The organism is Variovorax paradoxus NBRC 15149 (assembly GCF_001591365.1).
Taxonomy (GTDB): Bacteria; Pseudomonadota; Gammaproteobacteria; order Burkholderiales; family Burkholderiaceae_C; genus Variovorax; species Variovorax paradoxus.
In genome coordinates, this window is record NZ_BCUT01000007.1 from 587,963 (window position 1) to 607,423 (window position 19,461).

Consider the following 19,461-nt stretch of genomic DNA (forward strand, 5'->3'; position numbering starts at 1 on the left):
GCGGTTGCTTAGTTGATTTGGCTATTTAGAACTGAAAACTCGGTCGTTCCAGTTTCTATATGTCGTATTGAGAATACGCAGCTTCATTGATATGCCTTTTTGAGCAAGACACCATGAGCCTTCGCCGCGACTTTATCAAGCTTTCCCTGGGTGCCGGCGTGGCCGGTGCCATGGCCCTGACGGCATTGCCGTCGTTCGCGCAGGGCGCGGCCCCCGTGACGCTGCTCAACGTGTCGTACGACCCGACGCGCGAGCTCTACGTGGACTACAACCGCGCCTTCGCCAAATACTGGAAGGGCAAGACCGGCCAGGACGTGACCATCAAGCAGTCGCACGGCGGCTCGGGCAAGCAGGCGCGCTCGATCATCGACGGCATCGATGCCGACGTTGCCACGCTGGCGCTGGGTGGCGACATCGACGCGCTCGCCACGCACGGCGGCCTCGTCAAGGCCGACTGGCAAAAGCGCCTGCCGCAGAACTCGGCGCCCTATACCTCGACCATCGTGTTCCTGGTCAAGAAGGGCAATCCCAAGGGCCTGAAGGACTGGGACGACCTCGTGAAACCCGGCGTGCAGGTGATCACGCCCAACCCCAAGACCTCCGGCGGCGCGCGCTGGAACTACCTGGCTGCCTGGGAATTCGCCAAGCGCAAGTACGGCAGCGACGCCAAGGCCAAGGAATACATCGGCAGCCTGTTCAAGAACGTTCCGGTGCTCGATGCCGGCGCGCGTGGCGCCACCATCACCTTCGTGCAGCGCGGCGTGGGCGACGTGCTGCTGGCCTGGGAGAACGAAGCCTTCCTGGCGCTGAAGGAATTCGGCGCCGAGAAGTTCGAGATCGTGGTGCCGTCGATCTCGATCCTGGCCGAGCCCACCGTGGCGGTGGTCGACAAGGTGGTCGACAAGAAGGGCACCCGCGCGGTGGCCGAGGAATACCTCAAGTACCTGTATTCGGACGAAGGCCAGGACATTGCCGGCCGCAACTTCTACCGCCCGACCTCGGAAAAGGCCAAGGCCAAGTACGACAAGCAGTTTCCCAAGCTCACGCTGGTAACCATCGACCAGGCCTTCGGCGGCTGGGCCAAGGCCGACAAGGAGCACTTTGCCGACGGCGCTTCGTTCGACCAGATCTACACGGCCAAGCAGAAGTAATCCGCCTCGCACCTCGAAGCGAAATCCCGAAGAAAACCGAAAGTCCCCTGTGTCCGTTCTCCTGATTGCCGGCAGTCCCTCCGCACCTTCGCGTTCCAGCGCATTGCTCGAGGCCGTGGGCGAGCGGCTGGCCGGCCGCAGCGCGCGCATCGAGCGGCTCGCGATCCGCGACCTGCCGGCCCAGGCGCTGCTGCTGGCGGACTGGAACCATCCGGCCATCGAGCGCGCGATTGCGCAGGTGGCGCATGCGCGCGTGGTCGTGGTGGCGACGCCGGTCTACAAGGCCGCCTACAGCGGCGTGCTGAAGGTTTTTCTCGACCTGCTGGCGCAGAACGCGCTCAAGGGCAAGACCGTGCTGCCGCTGGCCACCGGCGGCAGCCCGCACCACATGCTCGCGCTCGACTACGCGTTGCGGCCGGTGCTGCATGCGCTGTCGGCGCGCCACATCCTGCCGGGCGTCTACGCGACCGATTCGCAGATCACACTCACGCCCGAGAACGCCTACCAGGTGCATGCCGACCTGGCCGAGCGGCTCAACGAGGCCGTCGAGGTGCTCGCGACCGAAGGGCTGAAGCTGCCTGCCACGCACGGCTTCGAGCCCGTGCCGTTCTCCAGGGTGCGATGTAGTGTCTAGAACGGGTTCTTGATCGAACCCGAGTCCGGCCAGCCCCATTCCTGTTCCCGTTTTTGAAGTCGCGTCTTGCGCGGCCAGGGCGCAGCCTTGCCCGAAGTTTTTGCACAAGGAATCACGCATGAACCCCGTTGCCACCGAAGACTCCGCGCTCGACGCGCAGCCCCGCTCCATCTGGAAGGCGCTGCGGGACCTGGCCATCAGCACGATCGTGGTGACCGCCATCGCGCTCATCGTCGGCTTCATTTCGGCCTGAGGCCGCCTGCATCCGCATCCGCATTCGAAAAGGACGAGTCCATGACTTCCATCTCCATCCCGCGCCGCCGCCTGCTGCAGGGCGCCGCTGCCGCCGCAATCGCATTGCCTTCCTTCGCCGCGCTGGCCCAGGCGCCGGCGCGGCAGCTGCGCATCGGCCACCAGAAGGGCGCCCTCAGCATTCTCAAGGGCCGCGGCACGCTCGAGAAGCGGCTGGCGCCGCTCGGCGTGGCCGTGAAGTGGACCGAGTTCACCGCCGGCCCCGTGCAGCTCGAAGCCCTGAACGTCGGCTCCATCGATTTCGGCGATGTGGGCGAGGCGCCGCCGATCTTCGCGCAGGCCGCCGGCGCGCCGCTGGCCTACGTGGCCACCACGCTGCCGCGGCCCCAGTCGGAGGCCGTGCTGGTGCCCAAGGGCTCGGCCATCAGGACCGTGGCCGAGCTGAAGGGAAAGAAGGTCGCGCTCAACAAGGGCTCGAACGTCCACTACTTCATCGCCAAGCTGATCGAGAAGCACGGCCTTGCCTACAGCGACCTGAACCTCGTCTTCCTGCCGCCGGCCGATGCACGCGCGGCCTTCGAAAAGGGCTCGGTCGATGCCTGGGTGATCTGGGATCCGTTCCTTGCCGCCGCCGAAAAATCGCTCGAGGCCCGCGTCCTGGCCGACGCGACCGGCGTGGTCGGCAACCGTGGCTACTACTTCTCGTCGCTCGGCTATGCGGCCAAGAACGCCGACGTGCTGGCCATCGCGATCGAGGAGATCAACAAGGTCGACGTCTGGGGCACCGCCCACAAGGACGATCTTGCCGCCGAGTTCGCGGCCCTGTGGGGCCTGCCGAAGCCGGTGGCCGAACTGACGGTGGCACGCGCGGCCTACGGGACCAGTCCCATCAGCAAGGCCGTGCTCGCCGAGCAGCAGAAGATCGCGGACACCTTCTTCGACCTGAAGCTGATCCCCCGAAGGATCAGCGTGCTCGAGGCCGCCGCGGCGGGCATCGCGTGATGCCGGAAGCCTTGCGCGAGCGCGCCGCCCGCGTGCTCGCCACGACCACGCGCGCCTGGGGCCTTGCCGAGCGGCGCGTCCGCACCGCATCGCCGCGCTCGCGCTGCGCGCTGCCCCGCGTGCGCGGCGCCTTGTTCGCGATCTGACGCAGCACCACCGAAAGACGACATGCAGATATTCTGGTTTCTCCCCACCCATGGCGACAGCCGCTATCTCGGCACCAGCGAAGGTGCGCGGCCCATCGACCTGGCCTACCTGCAGCAGATCGCGGGCGCGGCCGACCAGCTCGGCTACGAAGGCGTGCTGATTCCCACCGGCCGCTCCTGCGAAGACCCGTGGGTGATTGCCTCGAGCCTGATCGGCGCGACCAAGAATCTCAAGTTCCTGGTGGCGGTGCGCCCCGGCCTGCACCAGCCCAGCCTGGCCGCGCGCATGGCCGCGACATTCGACCGCCTCTCGGGCGGCCGCCTGCTCGTGAACCTGGTCACCGGCGGCGACCAGGCCGAGCTCGAAGGCGATGGCGTGTACCTGGACCATGCGCAGCGCTACGAGCAATCGGCCGAGTTCATCCGCATCTGGCGCGAGATCCTTGCGCGCAGCCACAGCGGGCAGGCCTTCGACTACGAGGGCCGGCACCTGAGCGTGAAGGGCGCGAAGCTGCTCTATCCGCCGGTGCAGGAGCCTTATCCGCCGGTGTGGTTCGGCGGCTCGTCGGCCGCCGCGCACGAGCTTGCGGCGGAGCAGGTCGATGCCTATCTCACCTGGGGCGAACCACCCGCCGAGGTGGCCAGGAAGATCGCCGACGTGCGCAACCGCGCCGCGCGCAAGGGCCGCACGGTGGAGTTCGGCATCCGGCTGCACGTGATCGTGCGCGAGACCGAAGACGCCGCATGGAAGGCCGCCGAAGAGCTGATCAGCCGCGTCGACGACGAGACCGTGATCCGCGCCCAGGCCGCCTTTGCCCGCATGGATTCCGAAGGCCAGCGCCGCATGGCCGCGCTGCATGCCGGCGGCGCCAGGCGCTCGCGCGCCGAGCTCGAGATTTCTCCCAACCTCTGGGCCGGCGTCGGCCTGGTGCGCGGCGGCGCGGGCACGGCGCTGGTGGGCGACCCCAAGACGGTGGCGGCGCGCATCGAGGAATACGCGGCGCTCGGCCTGGACAAATTCATTCTCTCGGGCTACCCGCATCTCGAAGAGGCCTACCGCTTCGCCGAGCTGGTGTTCCCGCTGCTCTCGCGCAAGGCGCAGTCGCGGCTCGCGGGCGGCTCGCTGAGCGGGCCGTTCGGCGAAGTCGTTGCCAATCTCGATGCGCCTTCGCGCCTCGCCTCCCAAAGCTAAGAAGGATCTCCCATGACGGAACAGGTACAGGAACTGCCGGCGGTCGCGTCTTCTTCGGAAGAAACCACCGGCGGCGCGTTCAAGGCCTTCGGCGCCAGCGTGGCGGTTCGGCTGGTGCCGTGGCTGGTGCCGGTGGGGCTGATCGTCTTCTGGCAGATCGCTTCGTCGCTGGGCTGGCTCTCCACGCGGGTGCTGCCGGCGCCGGTGGACGTGGTCAAGGCCGCCTGGGCGCTGGCCGTGTCGGGCGAGCTCTGGACGCACGTCAAGGTGAGTGCGGGCCGCGCGCTCGCGGGCCTTGCGATCGGCGGCGGCACGGGGCTGGTGCTGGGCCTTCTGACGGGCTCGGTGAAGTTCTTCGAGACGCTGCTCGACTCGACCATCCAGATGGTGCGCAACATCCCCGCGCTGGCGCTGATTCCGCTCGTGATCCTGTGGTTTGGCATCGACGAGTCGGCCAAGCTGTTCCTGATCTCGGTGTCGGTGTTCTTTCCGATCTACCTCAACACCTTTCACGGCATCCGCAACGTCGATCCGCAGCTGATCGAGATGGGGCGCACCTACGGGCTTTCGCGCTGGCAGCTGTACCGCGAGGTGATCCTGCCCGGCGCGCTGTCGTCCATCCTGGTGGGCCTGCGCTTTTCGCTCGGGCTGATGTGGGTGATCCTGATCGTGGCCGAAACCATCTCGGCGCAGGCCGGCATCGGCTATCTCACGATGAACGCCCGCGAGTTCCTGCAGACCGACATCGTGCTGGTGGGCATCCTCTTGTATGCGCTGCTCGGCAAGCTGGCCGACCTGTTCGCGCGCGGGCTGGAGCAATGGTGGCTGCGCTGGCATCCGGGCTACCAGAAGAAGACGGCGAAGTGAGGGCAGGGCACATGAAGAACATCATTTCGCGGCGCGCGGCCATCGCCACGCTGGGCGCACTGGGCGCCGGTGCCGCGTTTGCGCAGGGCGGGGCCACGCGGCCCCTTACCGTGCGGCTCGGCTACCAGAAGTCCTCGACGCTGATCGCGCTGCTGAAGGTGCAGGGCACGCTCGAAAAGCAGCTCGCCCCGCTCAACGCCACGCTGAGCTGGCACGAGTTCACCAGCGGCCTGCCGCTGCTCGAGGCGCTGAACCTCGACAACCTGGACATCAGTGCCGACGTGGCCGACACCGTGCCGGTGTTCGCGCAGGCCGCCGGCGCCGACCTGACCTTTGTCGCGCAGGAAGCGCCGTCGCCTGCCGCGCAGGCCATTCTCGTGCGCGAGGACTCGCCGCTCCGGTCGGTGGCCGACCTGAAGGGAAAGAAGGTCGGCTTCGCCAAGGCGGCCGGCGCGCACTACCTGCTGATCGCGGCGCTGGAGAAGGCTGGCCTGTCCTTCAGGGACATCGATCCCGCCTACCTGACGCCGGCCGACGGCCGTGCCGCCTTCGAGCGCGGCGCCATCGACGCCTGGGTCGTGTGGGACCCGTTCCTGGCGGCCGCGCAGCGCCAGGCCAGGGTGCGCGTGCTGGCCGATGGCACGGGCATCGCCTCGTACCAGCGCTACTACCTCGCCAGCACCAAGTTCGCGAAGGCGCGCCCGGACGTGCTGCGCGTGGTCTATGCCGAGCTCGAGCGAACCGGCCGATGGGTCAAGCAGAACCCGAAGGAGGCCGCGGCACTGCTGTCGCCCGTGTGGGGCCTGGACGCGGCAACGATCGAGCAGGCCAACGCCCGCCGCAGCTACGCGGTGCGCCCGGTGGTGGCCGAGGCGCTGGCCGAACAGCAGCGCATTGCCGATGCCTTCTTCGCGGAAAAGCTGCTGCCTAGAAAGATCAACGCGCTCGACGTGGCGCTCTTCCAACCGGGCCTGAAATCATCATGAATGCTGTTCTGAAAGACACACGGCCGCTGGCCATTGCGGGCGGCGTGCGCCTGGAGGCGCGCGGGCTGCACAAGCGCTATGGCGAACGCGAGGTGCTGCGCAACACGCAGCTCGCCATCGAGCCGGGGCAGTTCATCGCCATCGTCGGGCGCAGCGGCTGCGGCAAGAGCACGCTGCTGCGGCTGGTTGCGGGGCTCGAGAAGGCCAGCGCCGGCGGGCTCTACACGGACGGCAAGGCCATCGACGGCCTGCACGACGACACCCGGATCATGTTCCAGGAAGCGCGCCTCCTGCCCTGGCGCCGCGTGCTCGACAACGTGACGCTCGGCCTGCCCGCCGAGGCCAAGGCGCGCGGCAAGGAGGTGCTCGCGCAGGTGGGCCTGGCCGACCGCGAGAACGAATGGCCGGCGCGCCTGTCGGGCGGCCAGCGCCAGCGCGTGGCGCTCGCACGGGCGCTGGTGCACCACCCGCGGCTGCTGCTGCTCGACGAGCCGCTGGGCGCGCTGGACGCGCTCACGCGCATCGAGATGCATCGTCTCATCGAGAACCTGTGGCAGCGCCACCGCTTCACCGCGCTGCTGGTGACGCATGACGTGCAGGAGGCCGTGGCGCTTGCAGACCGCGTGATCCTGATCGAGGACGGGCGCATCGCGCTCGACGAGAACATTGCGCTCGCCAGGCCGCGCTCGCAGGGCGACCCGGCGTTCGCGGCCATCGAGAAACGCATCCTCGACCGCGTGCTGCAGAAGCCCGGCGAGGCCGAATCCGCCGCCGCGGACGCCAACTGGCTGCAGCCCTCGGCGCACACGCTGCGCTGGGCGATCTGAATCCATCGTTCATCCACAAAGAAGAAAGGCAGTCGCATGTCGCAGAACTGGAAATTCGAAACCCTGTCGGTGCACGCCGGCTACTCGCCCGAGCCGACCACGCGCGCCGTGGCGCCGCCCATCTATCAAACGGTGGCCTATGCCTTCGACAGCGCGCAGCACGGCGCCGACCTGTTCGACCTGAAGGTGCCGGGCAACATCTACACCCGCATCAACAACCCGACGCAGGACGTGCTCGAACAGCGCGTGGCCGCGCTCGAGGGCGGCATCGCGGCACTCGCGCTGGCTTCCGGCCAGGCGGCCGTGACCTATGCGATCCAGACCATTGCCGAGGCGGGCGACAACATCGTCAGCAGCACCGCGCTGTATGGCGGCACCTACAACCTGTTCGCGCACACGCTGCCGCAGTTCGGCATCACCACGCGCTTCGCGGACCACCGCGATCCCGCAAGCTTCGAGAAGCTGTTCGACGAGAAGACCAAGGCGGTGTTCGTCGAATCGCTCGGCAACCCGGCCGGCAACGTGACCGACATTGCGGCCATCGCCGAGATCGCGCACCGCCACGGCGTGCCGCTGATCGTGGACAACACCGTGCCTTCGCCGTACCTGAGCCGGCCCATCGAGCATGGCGCCGACATCGTGGTGCACTCGCTCACCAAGTACCTGGGCGGCCACGGCACCAGCATCGGCGGCGCCATCGTCGATTCGGGCAAGTTCCCGTGGGCCGAACACAAGCAGCGCTTCCGGCGCCTGAACGAGCCCGACGTGAGCTACCACGGCGTGGTCTACACCGAGGCGCTGGGCCCGGCCGCCTACATCGGCCGCGCGCGCGTGGTGCCGCTGCGCAACACGGGCGCGGCGATCTCGCCGTTCAACGCCTTCCTGATCTTGCAGGGCATCGAGACGCTGGCGCTGCGCATGGACCGCATCAGCAGCAATGCGCTTTCGGTGGCCCAGCACCTGAAGACGCACAAGGCCGTCAACTGGGTCAACTACGCGGCGCTCGAGGACCATCCCGACCACGCATTGGCAAAGAAGTACTTCGGCGGCCGGTCCAGTGGCGTGCTGACCTTCGGCATCGGCGCCGGCCGCGAGGGCGGGGCGAAGTTTCTCGATGCGCTCAAGCTCTTCACGCGGCTCGTGAACATCGGCGACGTGCGCTCGCTCGCCACGCACCCGGCCTCCACCACGCACCGGCAGCTCTCGCCCCAAGAGCTGGCGCGGGCCGGCGTCACGGAAGACACCGTGCGCCTGTCGGTCGGCATCGAGCACATCGACGACCTCATCGCCGACCTCGACCAGGCGCTGGCTGCCGCGGGGTGAGCGCCTTGCCCCTGTTCCTCATGCCAGAACCCTTCCTTCAACCTCAAAGAGAAAGAAACACCATGTCCATCCAAGCCATCAATGTCCGCAACCAGTTCAAGGGCAAGGTCCGCGAAATCATCCGCGGCGACGTCGTCTCCGAAGTCGACGTCGAAACCGCCTGGGGCATCGTGACCTCGGTCATCACCACGCGCTCGGTCGACGAGCTGCAGCTCAAGGTGGGCTCCGACGTGGTCGCGCTCGTGAAGTCGACGGAGGTTTCGATCGCGAAGCTTTGACGGACCCTCAAGCTTGCGAACAACCCGGCGCCGTGTTGGCGCCGGGGTTTTTCCGCTTGCAGCAGCCGGGTTTTCAGTTCTTGGCACATCGGCCGCGGGCTTCTACAGTGTGATGTACAAAACGCCCGGAGAGAAAGCCATGGCCAATTTCGAAGTAGGCGGCATCGTGCGCGCGCTGCACGCCGCGCGCGATGAATGGCGCGATTCGCAGCGCCGCTCGCGCGAGCCCGGCACGCGCGAGTTTCCGTCGCGCGATGCGCTGGCGCAGGTCATCGAATCGCTCAAGGGCGCGCTGTTCCCGATGCGGCTCGGCCCGCCCGACTTGCGCCATGAGAGCGAAGACTTCTATGTCGGCCACACGCTGAACACCGCCTTGCAGGCGCTGCTGGTGCAGGCGCGGCTGGAACTCAACTACAACGCCCGCCACGAGCCGCGCCCCTCGAACGAAGTCGACGGCCTCGCCACCGAGGCCATCCGCCAGTTCGCGAACGCGCTACCGGGCCTGCGCCGCCTGCTCGACACCGACGTGCTCGCGGCCTACCAGGGCGATCCGGCCGCGCGCAGCGTCGACGAGGTGCTGCTGTGCTATCCGGGCGTGCTCGCGATGATCCACCACCGGCTGGCGCACGAGCTCTACAAGCTTGAATTGCCGCTGCTGGCGCGCATCGTGGCCGAGCTCGCGCATGCGCAGACCGGCATCGACATCCACCCCGGCGCGCAGATCGACGCGGGCTTCTTCATGGACCACGGCACGGGCGTGGTGATCGGCGAGACGGCGGTCATCGGCAAGCGCGTGCGGCTGTACCAGGCCGTCACGCTGGGCGCCAAGCGCTTTCCGACCGATGCCGAGGGCAACCTGCAGAAGGGCCTGCCGCGCCACCCGGTGGTGGAGGACGACGTCGTGATCTACGCCGGCGCCACCATCCTCGGGCGCGTGACGCTGGGCAAGGGCGCGGTCATCGGCGGCAATGTGTGGATCACCGACGACGTGCCCGCGGGCGCGAGCGTGACGCAGGCCAGCCTGCAGAACGCGCCGAAGGCGAACGCGCCATAGGAACGGCACCAAGGGGCGGCCGGCTTCGGCCGCGCTATGCTTGGCCGTTGTCAACTATGTAGCTTGCCTTCGCATGTCATTGCCTCAAGCCACTTCCTCCATTTCTTCCGCGCCCCCGGCGGCCGACGAGTCCTGCGACGTGCTCGTGATCGGTGGCGGCCCCGCGGGCTCCACGATCTCGGCGCTGCTCGCACAGCAGGGCCGCAAGGTGGTGCTGCTCGAGAAGGAGCACCATCCGCGCTTTCACATTGGCGAATCGCTGCTGCCCGCGAACGTGGAACTGTTCGACAGGCTCGGCGTGCGCGACCAGGTCGAGAAGATCGGCATGCCCAAGTTCGGCATCGAGTTCGTCTCGCCCGAGCATGAGCACCGCAGCTACGTGGACTTTGCCGAAGGCTGGGACAAGTCGCTCGATTCGGCCTGGCAGGTGCGCCGCTCGGAGCTCGACGAGCTGCTGTTCCGCAATGCCGCCGCGCGCGGCGCGCAGGCGCTCGAAGGCTGCAAGGTGCGCGACGTGGCCTTCGATGCCGATGGCGCCACGGTGCAGGCCCAGATGGACGACGGCGCCAGGCGCAGCTGGCGCGCGCGCTTCGTGGTCGATGCCACGGGCCGCGACACGCTGCTGGCCAACAAATTCCGCTGCAAGGAAAAGAACCCCGACCACAACAGCACGGCGCTGTTCGGCCATTTCACCAACGCCGAGCGGCTGGAGGGCAAGAAGGAAGGCAACATCAGCATCTGCTGGTTTGCGCACGGCTGGTTCTGGTTCATTCCGCTGGCCGACGGAACCACCAGCGTCGGTGCGGTCTGCTGGCCGTACTACCTGAAGACACGCGACAAGCCGCTGAAAGATTTCTTCTACGACACCATCGCGCTGTGCCCGGTGCTGGTGGACCGGCTGAAGCACGCCACGCTGGTGGACGATGCGGTGCACGCCACCGGCAACTTCTCGTATTCGAGCACGCACGCCACGGGCGACCGCTACCTCATGCTGGGCGATGCCTTCACCTTCATCGACCCGATGTTCTCTTCGGGCGTGTACCTGGCGATGCACAGCGCCTTCGACGGCGCCGGGCTGGTGGCCACCGCGCTCGACCGGCCAGCCGAACTGGCGCCTGTGCGCGAGAATTTCGAGGCCATGATGCGCAAGGGGCCGCGCGAATATTCGTGGTTCATCTACCGCGTGACCAACCCGACCATCCGCGACATGTTCATGCACCCGGGCAATCCCTTCCGCGTGAAGGAGGGGCTGATGTCGCTGCTGGCCGGCGACATCTACCGCGGCACGCCGATCTGGCGGGCGCTCGGCATGTTCAAGTTTCTCTACTACTTCATCTCGATCACCCACCTGCGCCGCACCTGGGCCGGCTGGAAGCGGCACCGCTTCAACATCCGAGACATGGGCGCACTGAAGGGCGAGACGATCCTCAAGTCGGAGTAGCCGCAGTAGCGCCTCAGGGCGCCCACGCCGAGCGCGAGGCGCGCAGCGTGGCCACGGCATGCGCCACGCCCGGGCCGGGGCTGCCGAGCACCTCGATGCCGAGGTCTGCCAGTTCATCCGCGACAGGGGCCATCGAGGCCTGCGCCAGCACCACCACGTCGGCGCCGATGGCGGCGCTGCGGATCGCGCTGGCCAGCATCTCGATGTAGCGGGCGCTGTCGCCGGCCTCGAAGTGCGGCCAGGCCTCGGCGACCAGCAGCGTGCTCGGCCGGACGCCGACGCCGGCCTGCGCGGCGGCCGAAAGAAGCAACGCGGTGGTCGGCTCCAGCGTGCTTTCGAGCGCCGCCGCAATCAGCACGCGCGGGCCGGCGCGCACGGCGCGGTCGGCCATCGCACGGTCGATGCGCTGGGCCGCGAAGGCGCCGCCCGTCGGGGTCTTTTCCGCGATGCCGCCGATGGTCGAGCAGGTGCACGCCACCACGGCGGCGCCCTCGGAGGCGGCCTCGCGCATGGCCTCGTGCACGCGCGCGGCCAGCATCGGGTTGTCGATGCCCACGGCGCGGGCTTCGTGCAGCAGTTCCTCCATCACCAGGTGGCGCACCTCCAGCTCGGGCGCGATCTCGCGGGTCAGGCGCTCGAAGGTCGGCACATGGACCTGCGCCGTGTGGAGGAAGGCGATGGCGTCGTTCATCGCGCGGAAAGCCCCGTCAGGCCGCTTCGCGGGCGCGCCGTGCCTCGTAGGCCTTCAGGTGGACGTAGGCCGTGCGCAGCACCGAAGGCGCACAGGAAGAAGATGCGGCCGGCGCGCGGCCCAGCAGGTCGCCCACGATGTGGTCGGCCTCGACCGGCGCGCCGCGCACGATGTCCTTGTACATGGAGGCGGTCATCGGGGAGCCCGGCGCCGTCATGATGGCGCGGCCGCGCTCGACGGCTGCGGGGCGCGGCGCGAAGCCGTTGTGCGCGGCGATGGCGCAGCATTCGTCGAAGATCGCGAGCGCCACGTCCTGGCCGCCCGCGCTCGCGATGTCGCCGATGGAGGCGCGCATCAGGCTCGTGAGCCCGGCCGCCGAGGCGATGAAGACCCACTTCTCCCACATGTCCTGCGAGATGTTCTCGCTCAGCGTGGCGTCGAATTTCGCGCCCGCGAACTGCGCGGCAATGGCGTCGACCCGCGCCGAGCGTCCGCCTGCGCGCTCGCCGAAGGCAAGGCCATGCATGTCGTTCAGGTGCAGCACGCGGCCTTCGTCGTCCAGCGTGGCGGAGATCATGCACAGGCCGCCGAGCACGCGTTCGCTGCCGAAGCGCTCGGCCAGGCGGTCGATGTGGCTCATGCCGTTGAGCAGCGGAAGAATGACCGTGTCGGGCCCGACGGCTGGCGCGAACGACGCCATGGTCGCGTCGAGGTCGTAGGCCTTGCTGCCGACCACGACCACGTCGAACGGCGTCCGGATGTCTTCGGCCAGCACGTGGGGCGGCGAGGGCAGCTGCAGGTTGCCGAAGGGGCTCTGCACCACCAGACCGATCTTTGCGATCTGCGCCGCCCGCCGCGGCCTCAGCAGAAAAGTGAGGTCGCGTCCCGCCTCCAGCAGCCGGCCGCCGAAATAACCACCGAGTGCACCGGCACCCACCATCAGAAATCGCATCGTGAACTGCTCCTGGAACCAAAGGGCTCGGGCGATGATGCACGCGATTGCGCAAGCCTGCTGCGCATGCCGCAAAGCCAGGGCGGGGCCGAAGAGCTTTTCTGGAAAAGGTCTTGGGCGCTTCGCATAATCATTCCGGTCATGTTTTCCCCAACCCAAAAGGAGCTTCATCCATGAGCCAGACCCGAATTGCCGTGATCGTCGGCAGCCTTCGCAAGGATTCGTTCAACCAGAAGCTGGCCCTTGCGCTGGCGCACCTTGCGCCGCCGGATTTCACCTTCGAGCATTTGCGCATCGACGACCTGCCCCTGTACAACCAGGACGACGACGGCAACCAGGCGCCTTCGGTGAAGCGGCTCAAGACCGAGATCGTGGCGGCCCAGGGCCTGCTGTTCGTTACGCCCGAATACAACCGTTCGGTGCCTGGCGTGCTGAAGAATGCGATCGACCATGCCTCGCGCCCCTACGGGCAGAGCGCCTGGGCCGGCAAGCCCGCGGGCGTGGTGGGCATTTCGGTGGGCGCCACCGGCACTGCGCTGGCGCAGCAGCACCTGCGCAACGTGCTGGCCTATCTCGACGTTCCGACCCTGGGCGCGCCGGAGATCTTCCTGCAGTTCAAGGACGACCTGTTCGACGACAAGGGCCACATCGGCAATGAAGGCACGAAGAAGTTCCTGCAGGGCTGGATGGACAAGTACGTGGCCTGGATCAAGAGCCACGCGGCAGCCTGAGACGGCCTGGGTCCCTGAGCCCGCCAATGAAAATGCCGCCCCCGGGGGCGGCATTTGCTTTTGGGATGGAACCGAGGCTCAGGCGGCCTGTGCCACGTCCTGCTGGTTGGCGGCTTCGGCCGTGGCCGCAAGGATGTCGGCGCGTGCCGCGGCCAGTGCGGCGGCCTTGGTGGCATCGCCCATGGCCACGCCTTCGGCACGCACGAAGCGCACATCGGTGATGCCGAAGAAGCCGAACACCACCTTCAGGTAGCTCTCCTGGTGTTCCGCGGCCTGGCCGCCTTCGGTGGTCGAGTAGATGCCGCCGCGGCTGGACGCCACGATCACGGTCTTGCCGCCGGCCAGGCCCACGGGGCCCTTGTCGGTGTACTTGAAGGTGCGGCCGATCTGCGCGAGCCGGTCGATCCAGGCCTTGAGCTGGGTCGGCACCGAGAAGTTGTACAGCGGCGCGCCCACCACGATGACGTCGGAAGCCAGGAACTGGCTCACGAGCTGTTCCGAGAGCGCGTTCTCGCGCTGCTGGGCTTCGGTCGGCTGGGCCTGCACGCCGGTCTTGATGCCCAGGGCATCGGCGCCGAAGTGCGAGGGCGCGTTGGCGGCAAGGTCGAGGTACTCGACCTTGGTGTCGGGATGCGCGGCTTTCCAGGCCGCCACGATCTCTGCCGTGAGGAGGCGGGAGGTCGAATTGGCACTCAGGATGCTGGAGTCGATGTGGAGCAGCTTCATGGTCGATCACTTTCGTGTGGAGGTCGGCGCTCAAAGGTGGCCGGCGGTGGGGTAATTCTATTTTTGGTGCGAGTCTCTGATAAGTAGCCAAATTTTGACTGCATCGTTCCACATGCAGGACAATCGGCGAATGCAAGACCTCAACGACATGGTTTTCTTCGCCGAAGTGGCCGAGCGCGGCGGCTTTGCCGCGGCCAGCCGCGCGCTCGGCATTCCCAAGTCGCGCCTGTCGCGCCGCGTCGCGGAGCTGGAAGACCGGCTGGGCGTACAGCTGATGCAGCGCAGCACGCGGCGGCTGTCGCTCACGCCGGCGGGCGAGATCTTCCTGCGGCATTCGGCCGCCGTGCGCGACGCGGCGCAGGCCGCGACCGAGGCGGTGGCGCAGGTGCACACCGATCCCTGCGGCACGGTCCGCCTGAGCTGCCCGATCACCGTCGCCCACAGCGGGCTCGCGCAGCTGCTGCCGCGCTTCATGGAGCGCTATCCGGCGGTGCGCGTCGACCTGCGCGTCATGAACCGGCCGGTGGACCTGATCGAGGAGGGCATCGATATCGCGCTGCGCGTGCGCCCCGCCATCGAGGACAGCACCACGCTCGTGGCCAAGGTGCTGGGCACCAGCCGTGCCGTGCTGGTGGCCCGGCCGGAGCTGCTGCAGCGCCTGGGCCCGGTCCGCACGCCGGCCGACCTCGAGCGGCTGCCCACGGCGGCCATGTCGGCCAACAGCGAGGGCCGCAGCGAATGGCGGCTCGAGGGCCCGAACGGCGAGATCCACGTGCACGTCCATACGCCGCGCTGCGTGGCGGACGATCTCGTGACGCTGCAGCTGGTTGCGCTCGAGGGCGTGGGCGCAACGCTGCTGCCAGGCTACATGTGCCGCGCCGACGTGGAGGCAGGCCGGCTCGTGCAGGTGCTGCCCGGCTGGGGGCCGGCGCCCGTCATTGCGCACATGGTCTTTCCGCCGCGCCGGGCCCTGGTGCCGGCGGTGCGCCAGCTGATCGACTTCCTGGCGGAGCACATGAGCGGGAGCCAATCGGGCATGTATTAGCCGGATTGGCGCCGCTTATGCGGAAAACGCCATAACCAAACAAGTAGATATTCGTTTGGCATTGAAGCTGCACTTCGCACAATCCCAGGTCCCATCCATCCAAGGAGCGACCATGGCGACCCTGCGACTCGGCGACACAGCCCCCAATTTCACCCAGGATTCCAGCGAAGGCCCCCTCGACTTCTACCAATGGGCCGGCGATTCGTGGGTGGTGTTCTTCTCGCACCCGGCCGATTTCACGCCCGTGTGCACCACCGAACTCGGCAAGACCGCGGCGCTGTCGGGCGAATTCGCCAAGCGCGGCGTGAAGCCCATCGCGCTGAGCGTCGATCCGGCCACCAGGCACAAGGAGTGGATCGGCGACATCAACGAGACGCAGAACACCACCGTCAACTTCCCGATCATTGCGGACCACGACCGCAAGGTGGCCGACCTGTACGACCTGATCCACCCGAACGCATCGGCCACGGCCACGGTGCGCAGCGTGTTCATCATCGACCCGAAGAAGGTGATCCGCGCGACCATCACCTACCCGGCCTCGACCGGCCGCAATTTCGACGAGATCCTGCGCGTGATCGATTCGCTGCAGCTCACCGACAGCCACAAGGTGGCCACGCCCGTGAACTGGAAGGATGGCGACGACGTGGTCATCATCCCGAGCATCCAGGACCCGGCCGAACTGGCGGAGCGCTTCCCCAAGGGCTTCAAGGCCGTGAAGCCTTACCTGCGCATCACGCCGCAGCCCAACAAGTAAGCGGACAGGGCAGCGCCTTCATGCAGACTTCCGTGATCATCGTGCCCGGCTGGCGCGACTCCGGGCCCGGCCATTGGCAGAGCCTGTGGGAAGAGCGCATTCCGGGCGCGGCGCGCGTGGTGCAGGACGACTGGGCATCGCCCAAGCGCGAGGCCTGGGTGGCCACGCTCGCCAGGCTGGTGCTCGAAAGCCCCGGGCCGGTGGTGATTGCCGCGCACAGCCTGGGCTGCATCGCCACGGCGCACCTGCCGGCCGAGGCGGCGGCGCGCATCCGCGGGGCGCTGCTGGTGGCGCCGGCCGATCCGGAGCGCCGGGCCGTGCTGTCGGACTTCGCGCCCGTGCCCTATGCGGCGCTGCCGTACCGCAGCATCGTGGTGGCGAGCAGCAACGATCCCTATTGCCCGATCCGCCTGGCCGGCGCGTATTCCCGCGCCTGGGGCAGTGAGTTTGTCCGCATGCAGAATGCGGGGCATATCAACATCGACTCGGGGCACGGAGACTGGCCGCTCGGCCTCGCCTTGCTCCAGTCGCTGACCGACGAGCCCGCCGCCTGGCCGGCGGGCCGTGAATTTTCAGAAAACTTGGCAACCACATGACTTCCAGATTCAAGACCTTTGCCGCCGTGCTCGCGCTGGCGTCTTCCGCGCTCGCGGGCGGCAGCGCCTTTGCCCAGGGCAACACGCTGCTGAACGCCTCGTACGACGTGGCGCGCGAGTTCTACAAGGACTACAACGCGGCGTTCGTGGCCAACTACAAGAAGACCACCGGCAAGGACGTGAAGATCGACCAGTCGCATGGCGGCTCCAGCGCCCAGGCGCGCGCGGTGGCCGACGGCCTCGATGCCGACGTGGTGACCATGAACACCACCACCGACATCGACTTTCTTGCCAACACCGGCGTGGTCGCAAAGGACTGGAACAAGAAATTCCCCGAGAACGCATCGCCCACCACCTCGACCATGCTGTTCCTGGTGCGCAACGGCAACCCCAAGGGCATCAAGGACTGGGAAGACCTGGTCAAGCCCGGCGTGCAGGTCGTGATCGTCAACCCCAAGACCGGCGGCAACGGGCGCTACGCCTACCTGGCGGCCTGGGGCTACGTCAAGAAGAAGGGCGGCACCGACGCCCAGGCGGCCGAGTTCGTCGGCAAGCTGTTCAAGAACGTGCCGGTGCTGGCACGCGGCGGCCGTGATGCCACCACCGCCTTCCTGCAGCGCAACATCGGCGATGCGCTGATCACCTTCGAATCCGAAGTGGTGTCGATCGAGCGCGAATTCGGCTCGGGCAAGGTCGATTCGGTCTACCCGTCGATCAGCATCGTGGCCGAGAACCCGGTGGCCGTGGTCGAGCGCACCACCAAGAAGAAGGGCACCGGCGAACTCGCCAAGGCCTACCTCGACTGGCTCTACTCCGAAGAAGCGCAGGAAATCGCGGCCAAGCACGCGCTGCGTCCGCGCTCGCAGGCCGTGCTCAAGAAGTACGCCGCCACCTTCAAGCCGCTGCAGCTGTTCACGGTGCAGGAACTGTTCGGCAGCCTCGGCGAAGCGCAGAAGGTGCACTTCAACGACGGTGGCCAGTTCGACAAGCTCTACACGCCCGGCGCAAAGTAAATGAGCGGCGCTGTTTCTTCGGCGCTCCCGTCCGCGGGAGCGCCTTTTTCGCGTGCCAACCGGGCAGGGGGCACCAAGCGCGTGCTGCCCGGTTTCCACATCACGCTCGGCTTCTCCATTCTTTACCTGAGCCTGATCGTGCTGATCCCGCTCTCGGCGCTGGTCTTCAAGACCTTCACGCTGAGCTGGGAGCAGTTCTGGGTGGCCGTGACCGCGCCGCGCGTGATGGCCTCGTACCGGCTGACCTTCGGCGCCTCGCTGATCGCGGCCGTGGTCAACGCGGTGTTCGGCCTGCTCGTGGCCTGGGTGCTGGTGCGCTACAAGTTCCCGGGCAAGCGCATCGTCGATGCGCTGGTCGACCTGCCGTTCGCGCTGCCCACGGCGGTGGCCGGCATCTCGCTCACGGCGCTGCTCGCGGGCAACGGCTGGATCGGGCAGCTGCTCGAGCCGCACGGCATCAAGCTCGCGTTCACGCCGGCGGGCATCGTGATTGCGCTGATCTTCATCGGCCTGCCGTTCGTGGTGCGCACGGTGCAGCCGGTGCTCGAAGACGCCGAGAAGGAGCTCGAGGAAGCCGCCACGTCGCTCGGTGCGACGCGGCTGCAGACCTTCACCAAGGTGATCTTCCCGTCGATCGCGCCGGCGCTGCTCACGGGCTTTGCAATGGCCTTCGCACGCGCCATCGGCGAGTACGGCTCGGTGATCTTCATCGCCGGCAACATGCCGATGATCTCGGAGATCACGCCGCTCATCATCATCGGCAAGCTGGAGCAGTACGACTTTGCCGGCGCCACCGCGGTCGCGCTCGTGATGCTGGTCCTTTCATTCGTCCTGCTGCTGGTCATCAACGGCCTGCAGGCGTGGCAGCGCAAGCGCGCGGGAGCCTGAGATGAGCGCGCCTTCCAAAGTCATCCGCCGCGCGCAGGCCGGCACCACCGAATCGGCCTGGGTGCGCTGGCTGCTCATCGGCCTTGCGCTTGCGTTCATGTTCCTGTTCCTCGTGCTGCCGCTGGCCGCCGTGGCGACGGAAGCCCTGCGCAAGGGCCTCGATGCCTACATCGAAGCGCTGAAGGAGCCCGACGCCTGGAGCGCGATCCGCCTCACGCTGATCACGGCCGCCATCGCGGTGCCGCTGAACCTGGTGTTCGGCGTGGCGGCGGCCTGGGCCATTGCCAAGTTCGAGTTCCGCGGCAAGGCCTTCCTGACCACGCTGGTGGACCTGCCTTTTGCGGTGTCGCCGGTGGTGGCGGGCCTGATCTACGTGCTGGTGTTCGGCGCGCAGGGCTGGCTCGGCCCGTGGCTGGCCGAGCACGACATCAAGATCATCTTCGCGGTGCCGGGCATCGTGCTGGCGACCGTGTTCGTGACCTTCCCGTTCATTGCGCGCGAGCTCGTGCCGCTGATGCAGGCGCAGGGCACCGATGAGGAGCAGGCCGCGATCGTGCTCGGCGCGACCGGCTGGCAGACCTTCTGGCGCGTGACCCTGCCCAACATCAAGTGGGGCCTGCTGTACGGCGTGATCCTGTGCAACGCGCGCGCCATGGGCGAGTTCGGCGCGGTGTCGGTGGTGTCGGGCCACATCCGCGGCCAGACCAACACCATGCCGCTGCATGTGGAAGTGCTCTACAACGAGTACCAGTCGGTCGCGGCCTTTGCCGTGGCCTCGCTGCTCGCCATCCTGGCGCTGGTCACGCTGGTGATCAAGTCGGTCATCGAGTGGCGCCACGAACGCGAAATGAAAGCCATTGCGGAGCTGCCGCCAGAGCGGCCCACGGCGGCTTGAGAAGGCTTCGAGTGAGG

At 67.5% G+C, this 19,461-nt stretch carries 23 protein-coding genes; 20 read left to right on the forward strand and 3 right to left on the reverse strand.

The window, feature by feature from the left end; genetic code table 11:
- The first annotated feature begins 113 nt into the window (after positions 1-113).
- From VPA02S_RS28345 to VPA02S_RS28395, 13 genes are all read left to right on the forward strand, one after another.
- Positions 114-1,151 carry a sulfate ABC transporter substrate-binding protein gene (locus tag VPA02S_RS28345; RefSeq protein ID WP_012748082.1) on the forward strand — a complete coding sequence of 346 codons (1,038 nt, stop codon included), beginning with the start codon at positions 114-116 and terminating at the stop codon, positions 1,149-1,151.
- Between the two features lie 49 nt (positions 1,152-1,200).
- Positions 1,201-1,785, forward strand: coding sequence for an NADPH-dependent FMN reductase (ssuE, locus tag VPA02S_RS28350; protein ID WP_018904529.1), 585 nt, complete (start codon positions 1,201-1,203; stop codon positions 1,783-1,785).
- 118 nt (positions 1,786-1,903) lie between these two features.
- On the forward strand, positions 1,904-2,038 hold the full coding sequence (locus VPA02S_RS32325; protein WP_012748080.1) for a hypothetical protein: 135 nt from the start codon (positions 1,904-1,906) through the stop codon (positions 2,036-2,038).
- Between the two features lie 41 nt (positions 2,039-2,079).
- The gene (locus VPA02S_RS28355; RefSeq protein ID WP_012748079.1) at positions 2,080-3,039 is read left to right on the forward strand and encodes a sulfonate ABC transporter substrate-binding protein; all 960 of its coding nucleotides are present in this window, start codon (positions 2,080-2,082) and stop codon (positions 3,037-3,039) included.
- Positions 3,039-3,185 (forward strand): hypothetical protein, encoded by a 147-nt coding sequence (locus VPA02S_RS32045; RefSeq protein WP_169804851.1) that lies wholly within the window; start codon positions 3,039-3,041, stop codon positions 3,183-3,185. Before VPA02S_RS28355 ends, VPA02S_RS32045 begins: the two co-directional genes overlap by 1 nt.
- 22 nt (positions 3,186-3,207) lie before the next feature.
- Positions 3,208-4,377, forward strand: coding sequence for an FMNH2-dependent alkanesulfonate monooxygenase (gene ssuD / locus VPA02S_RS28360; RefSeq protein WP_018904527.1), 1,170 nt, complete (start codon positions 3,208-3,210; stop codon positions 4,375-4,377).
- A 12-nt stretch (positions 4,378-4,389) separates the two neighbouring features.
- Entirely contained in the window at positions 4,390-5,244 is an 855-nt protein-coding gene (gene ssuC / locus VPA02S_RS28365) for an aliphatic sulfonate ABC transporter permease SsuC (protein WP_012748076.1), read from the forward strand.
- A gap of 11 nt (positions 5,245-5,255) precedes the next feature.
- The gene (locus VPA02S_RS28370; RefSeq protein WP_018904525.1) at positions 5,256-6,230 is read left to right on the forward strand and encodes an aliphatic sulfonate ABC transporter substrate-binding protein; all 975 of its coding nucleotides are present in this window, start codon (positions 5,256-5,258) and stop codon (positions 6,228-6,230) included.
- Positions 6,227-7,057 carry an ATP-binding cassette domain-containing protein gene (locus VPA02S_RS28375; protein ID WP_018904524.1) on the forward strand — a complete coding sequence of 277 codons (831 nt, stop codon included), beginning with the start codon at positions 6,227-6,229 and terminating at the stop codon, positions 7,055-7,057. Before VPA02S_RS28370 ends, VPA02S_RS28375 begins: the two co-directional genes overlap by 4 nt.
- Before the next feature lie 36 nt (positions 7,058-7,093).
- A complete protein-coding gene (locus VPA02S_RS28380; RefSeq protein WP_018904523.1) occupies positions 7,094-8,380 on the forward strand; it encodes an O-acetylhomoserine aminocarboxypropyltransferase/cysteine synthase family protein in 1,287 nt (428 codons plus the stop codon).
- A 62-nt stretch (positions 8,381-8,442) separates the two neighbouring features.
- Complete coding sequence (locus tag VPA02S_RS28385; RefSeq protein ID WP_007829250.1) at positions 8,443-8,658, forward strand: TOBE domain-containing protein; 216 nt, start codon at positions 8,443-8,445, stop codon at positions 8,656-8,658.
- Positions 8,659-8,797: 139 nt separating this feature from the next.
- Entirely contained in the window at positions 8,798-9,712 is a 915-nt protein-coding gene (gene epsC, locus VPA02S_RS28390) for a serine O-acetyltransferase EpsC (protein WP_018904522.1), read from the forward strand.
- Between the two features lie 73 nt (positions 9,713-9,785).
- Positions 9,786-11,153 (forward strand): NAD(P)/FAD-dependent oxidoreductase, encoded by a 1,368-nt coding sequence (locus tag VPA02S_RS28395; RefSeq protein WP_018904521.1) that lies wholly within the window; start codon positions 9,786-9,788, stop codon positions 11,151-11,153.
- Positions 11,154-11,166: 13 nt separating this feature from the next.
- Here VPA02S_RS28395 and VPA02S_RS28400 read toward each other — a convergent pair whose 3' ends face one another.
- Both VPA02S_RS28400 and panE read right to left on the reverse strand, forming a co-directional pair.
- Entirely contained in the window at positions 11,167-11,844 is a 678-nt protein-coding gene (locus VPA02S_RS28400; protein WP_018904520.1) for a hypothetical protein, read from the reverse strand.
- 16 nt (positions 11,845-11,860) lie between these two features.
- A complete protein-coding gene (gene panE / locus VPA02S_RS28405; protein WP_062366824.1) occupies positions 11,861-12,796 on the reverse strand; it encodes a 2-dehydropantoate 2-reductase in 936 nt (311 codons plus the stop codon).
- A 173-nt stretch (positions 12,797-12,969) separates the two neighbouring features.
- On the opposite strand from panE, the gene VPA02S_RS28410 reads away from it, so the two are divergent.
- Entirely contained in the window at positions 12,970-13,527 is a 558-nt protein-coding gene (locus VPA02S_RS28410) for an NADPH-dependent FMN reductase (RefSeq protein ID WP_012748068.1), read from the forward strand.
- 78 nt (positions 13,528-13,605) lie between these two features.
- Here VPA02S_RS28410 and VPA02S_RS28415 read toward each other — a convergent pair whose 3' ends face one another.
- On the reverse strand, positions 13,606-14,253 hold the full coding sequence (locus VPA02S_RS28415) for an FMN-dependent NADH-azoreductase (RefSeq protein ID WP_018904518.1): 648 nt from the start codon (positions 14,251-14,253) through the stop codon (positions 13,606-13,608).
- 130 nt (positions 14,254-14,383) lie between these two features.
- Here VPA02S_RS28415 and VPA02S_RS28420 point away from each other — a divergent pair, with 130 nt between their 5' ends.
- The 6 genes from VPA02S_RS28420 to cysW all read left to right on the forward strand — a co-directional run bounded on the left by VPA02S_RS28420 (position 14,384) and on the right by cysW (position 19,444).
- Positions 14,384-15,298 (forward strand): LysR family transcriptional regulator, encoded by a 915-nt coding sequence (locus VPA02S_RS28420; protein WP_018904517.1) that lies wholly within the window; start codon positions 14,384-14,386, stop codon positions 15,296-15,298.
- 112 nt (positions 15,299-15,410) lie between these two features.
- Positions 15,411-16,052 carry a peroxiredoxin gene (locus VPA02S_RS28425; protein ID WP_018904516.1) on the forward strand — a complete coding sequence of 214 codons (642 nt, stop codon included), beginning with the start codon at positions 15,411-15,413 and terminating at the stop codon, positions 16,050-16,052.
- A 20-nt stretch (positions 16,053-16,072) separates the two neighbouring features.
- Positions 16,073-16,648, forward strand: coding sequence for an RBBP9/YdeN family alpha/beta hydrolase (locus VPA02S_RS28430; protein ID WP_012748064.1), 576 nt, complete (start codon positions 16,073-16,075; stop codon positions 16,646-16,648).
- Complete coding sequence (locus VPA02S_RS28435; RefSeq protein ID WP_012748063.1) at positions 16,645-17,661, forward strand: sulfate ABC transporter substrate-binding protein; 1,017 nt, start codon at positions 16,645-16,647, stop codon at positions 17,659-17,661. The genes VPA02S_RS28430 and VPA02S_RS28435 overlap by 4 nt, the downstream gene beginning before the upstream one ends.
- Positions 17,662-18,549, forward strand: coding sequence for a sulfate ABC transporter permease subunit CysT (gene cysT, locus VPA02S_RS28440; RefSeq protein ID WP_018904515.1), 888 nt, complete (start codon positions 17,662-17,664; stop codon positions 18,547-18,549).
- Position 18,550: 1 nt separating this feature from the next.
- On the forward strand, positions 18,551-19,444 hold the full coding sequence (cysW, locus tag VPA02S_RS28445; RefSeq protein ID WP_018904514.1) for a sulfate ABC transporter permease subunit CysW: 894 nt from the start codon (positions 18,551-18,553) through the stop codon (positions 19,442-19,444).
- Positions 19,445-19,461 lie beyond the last annotated feature (17 nt).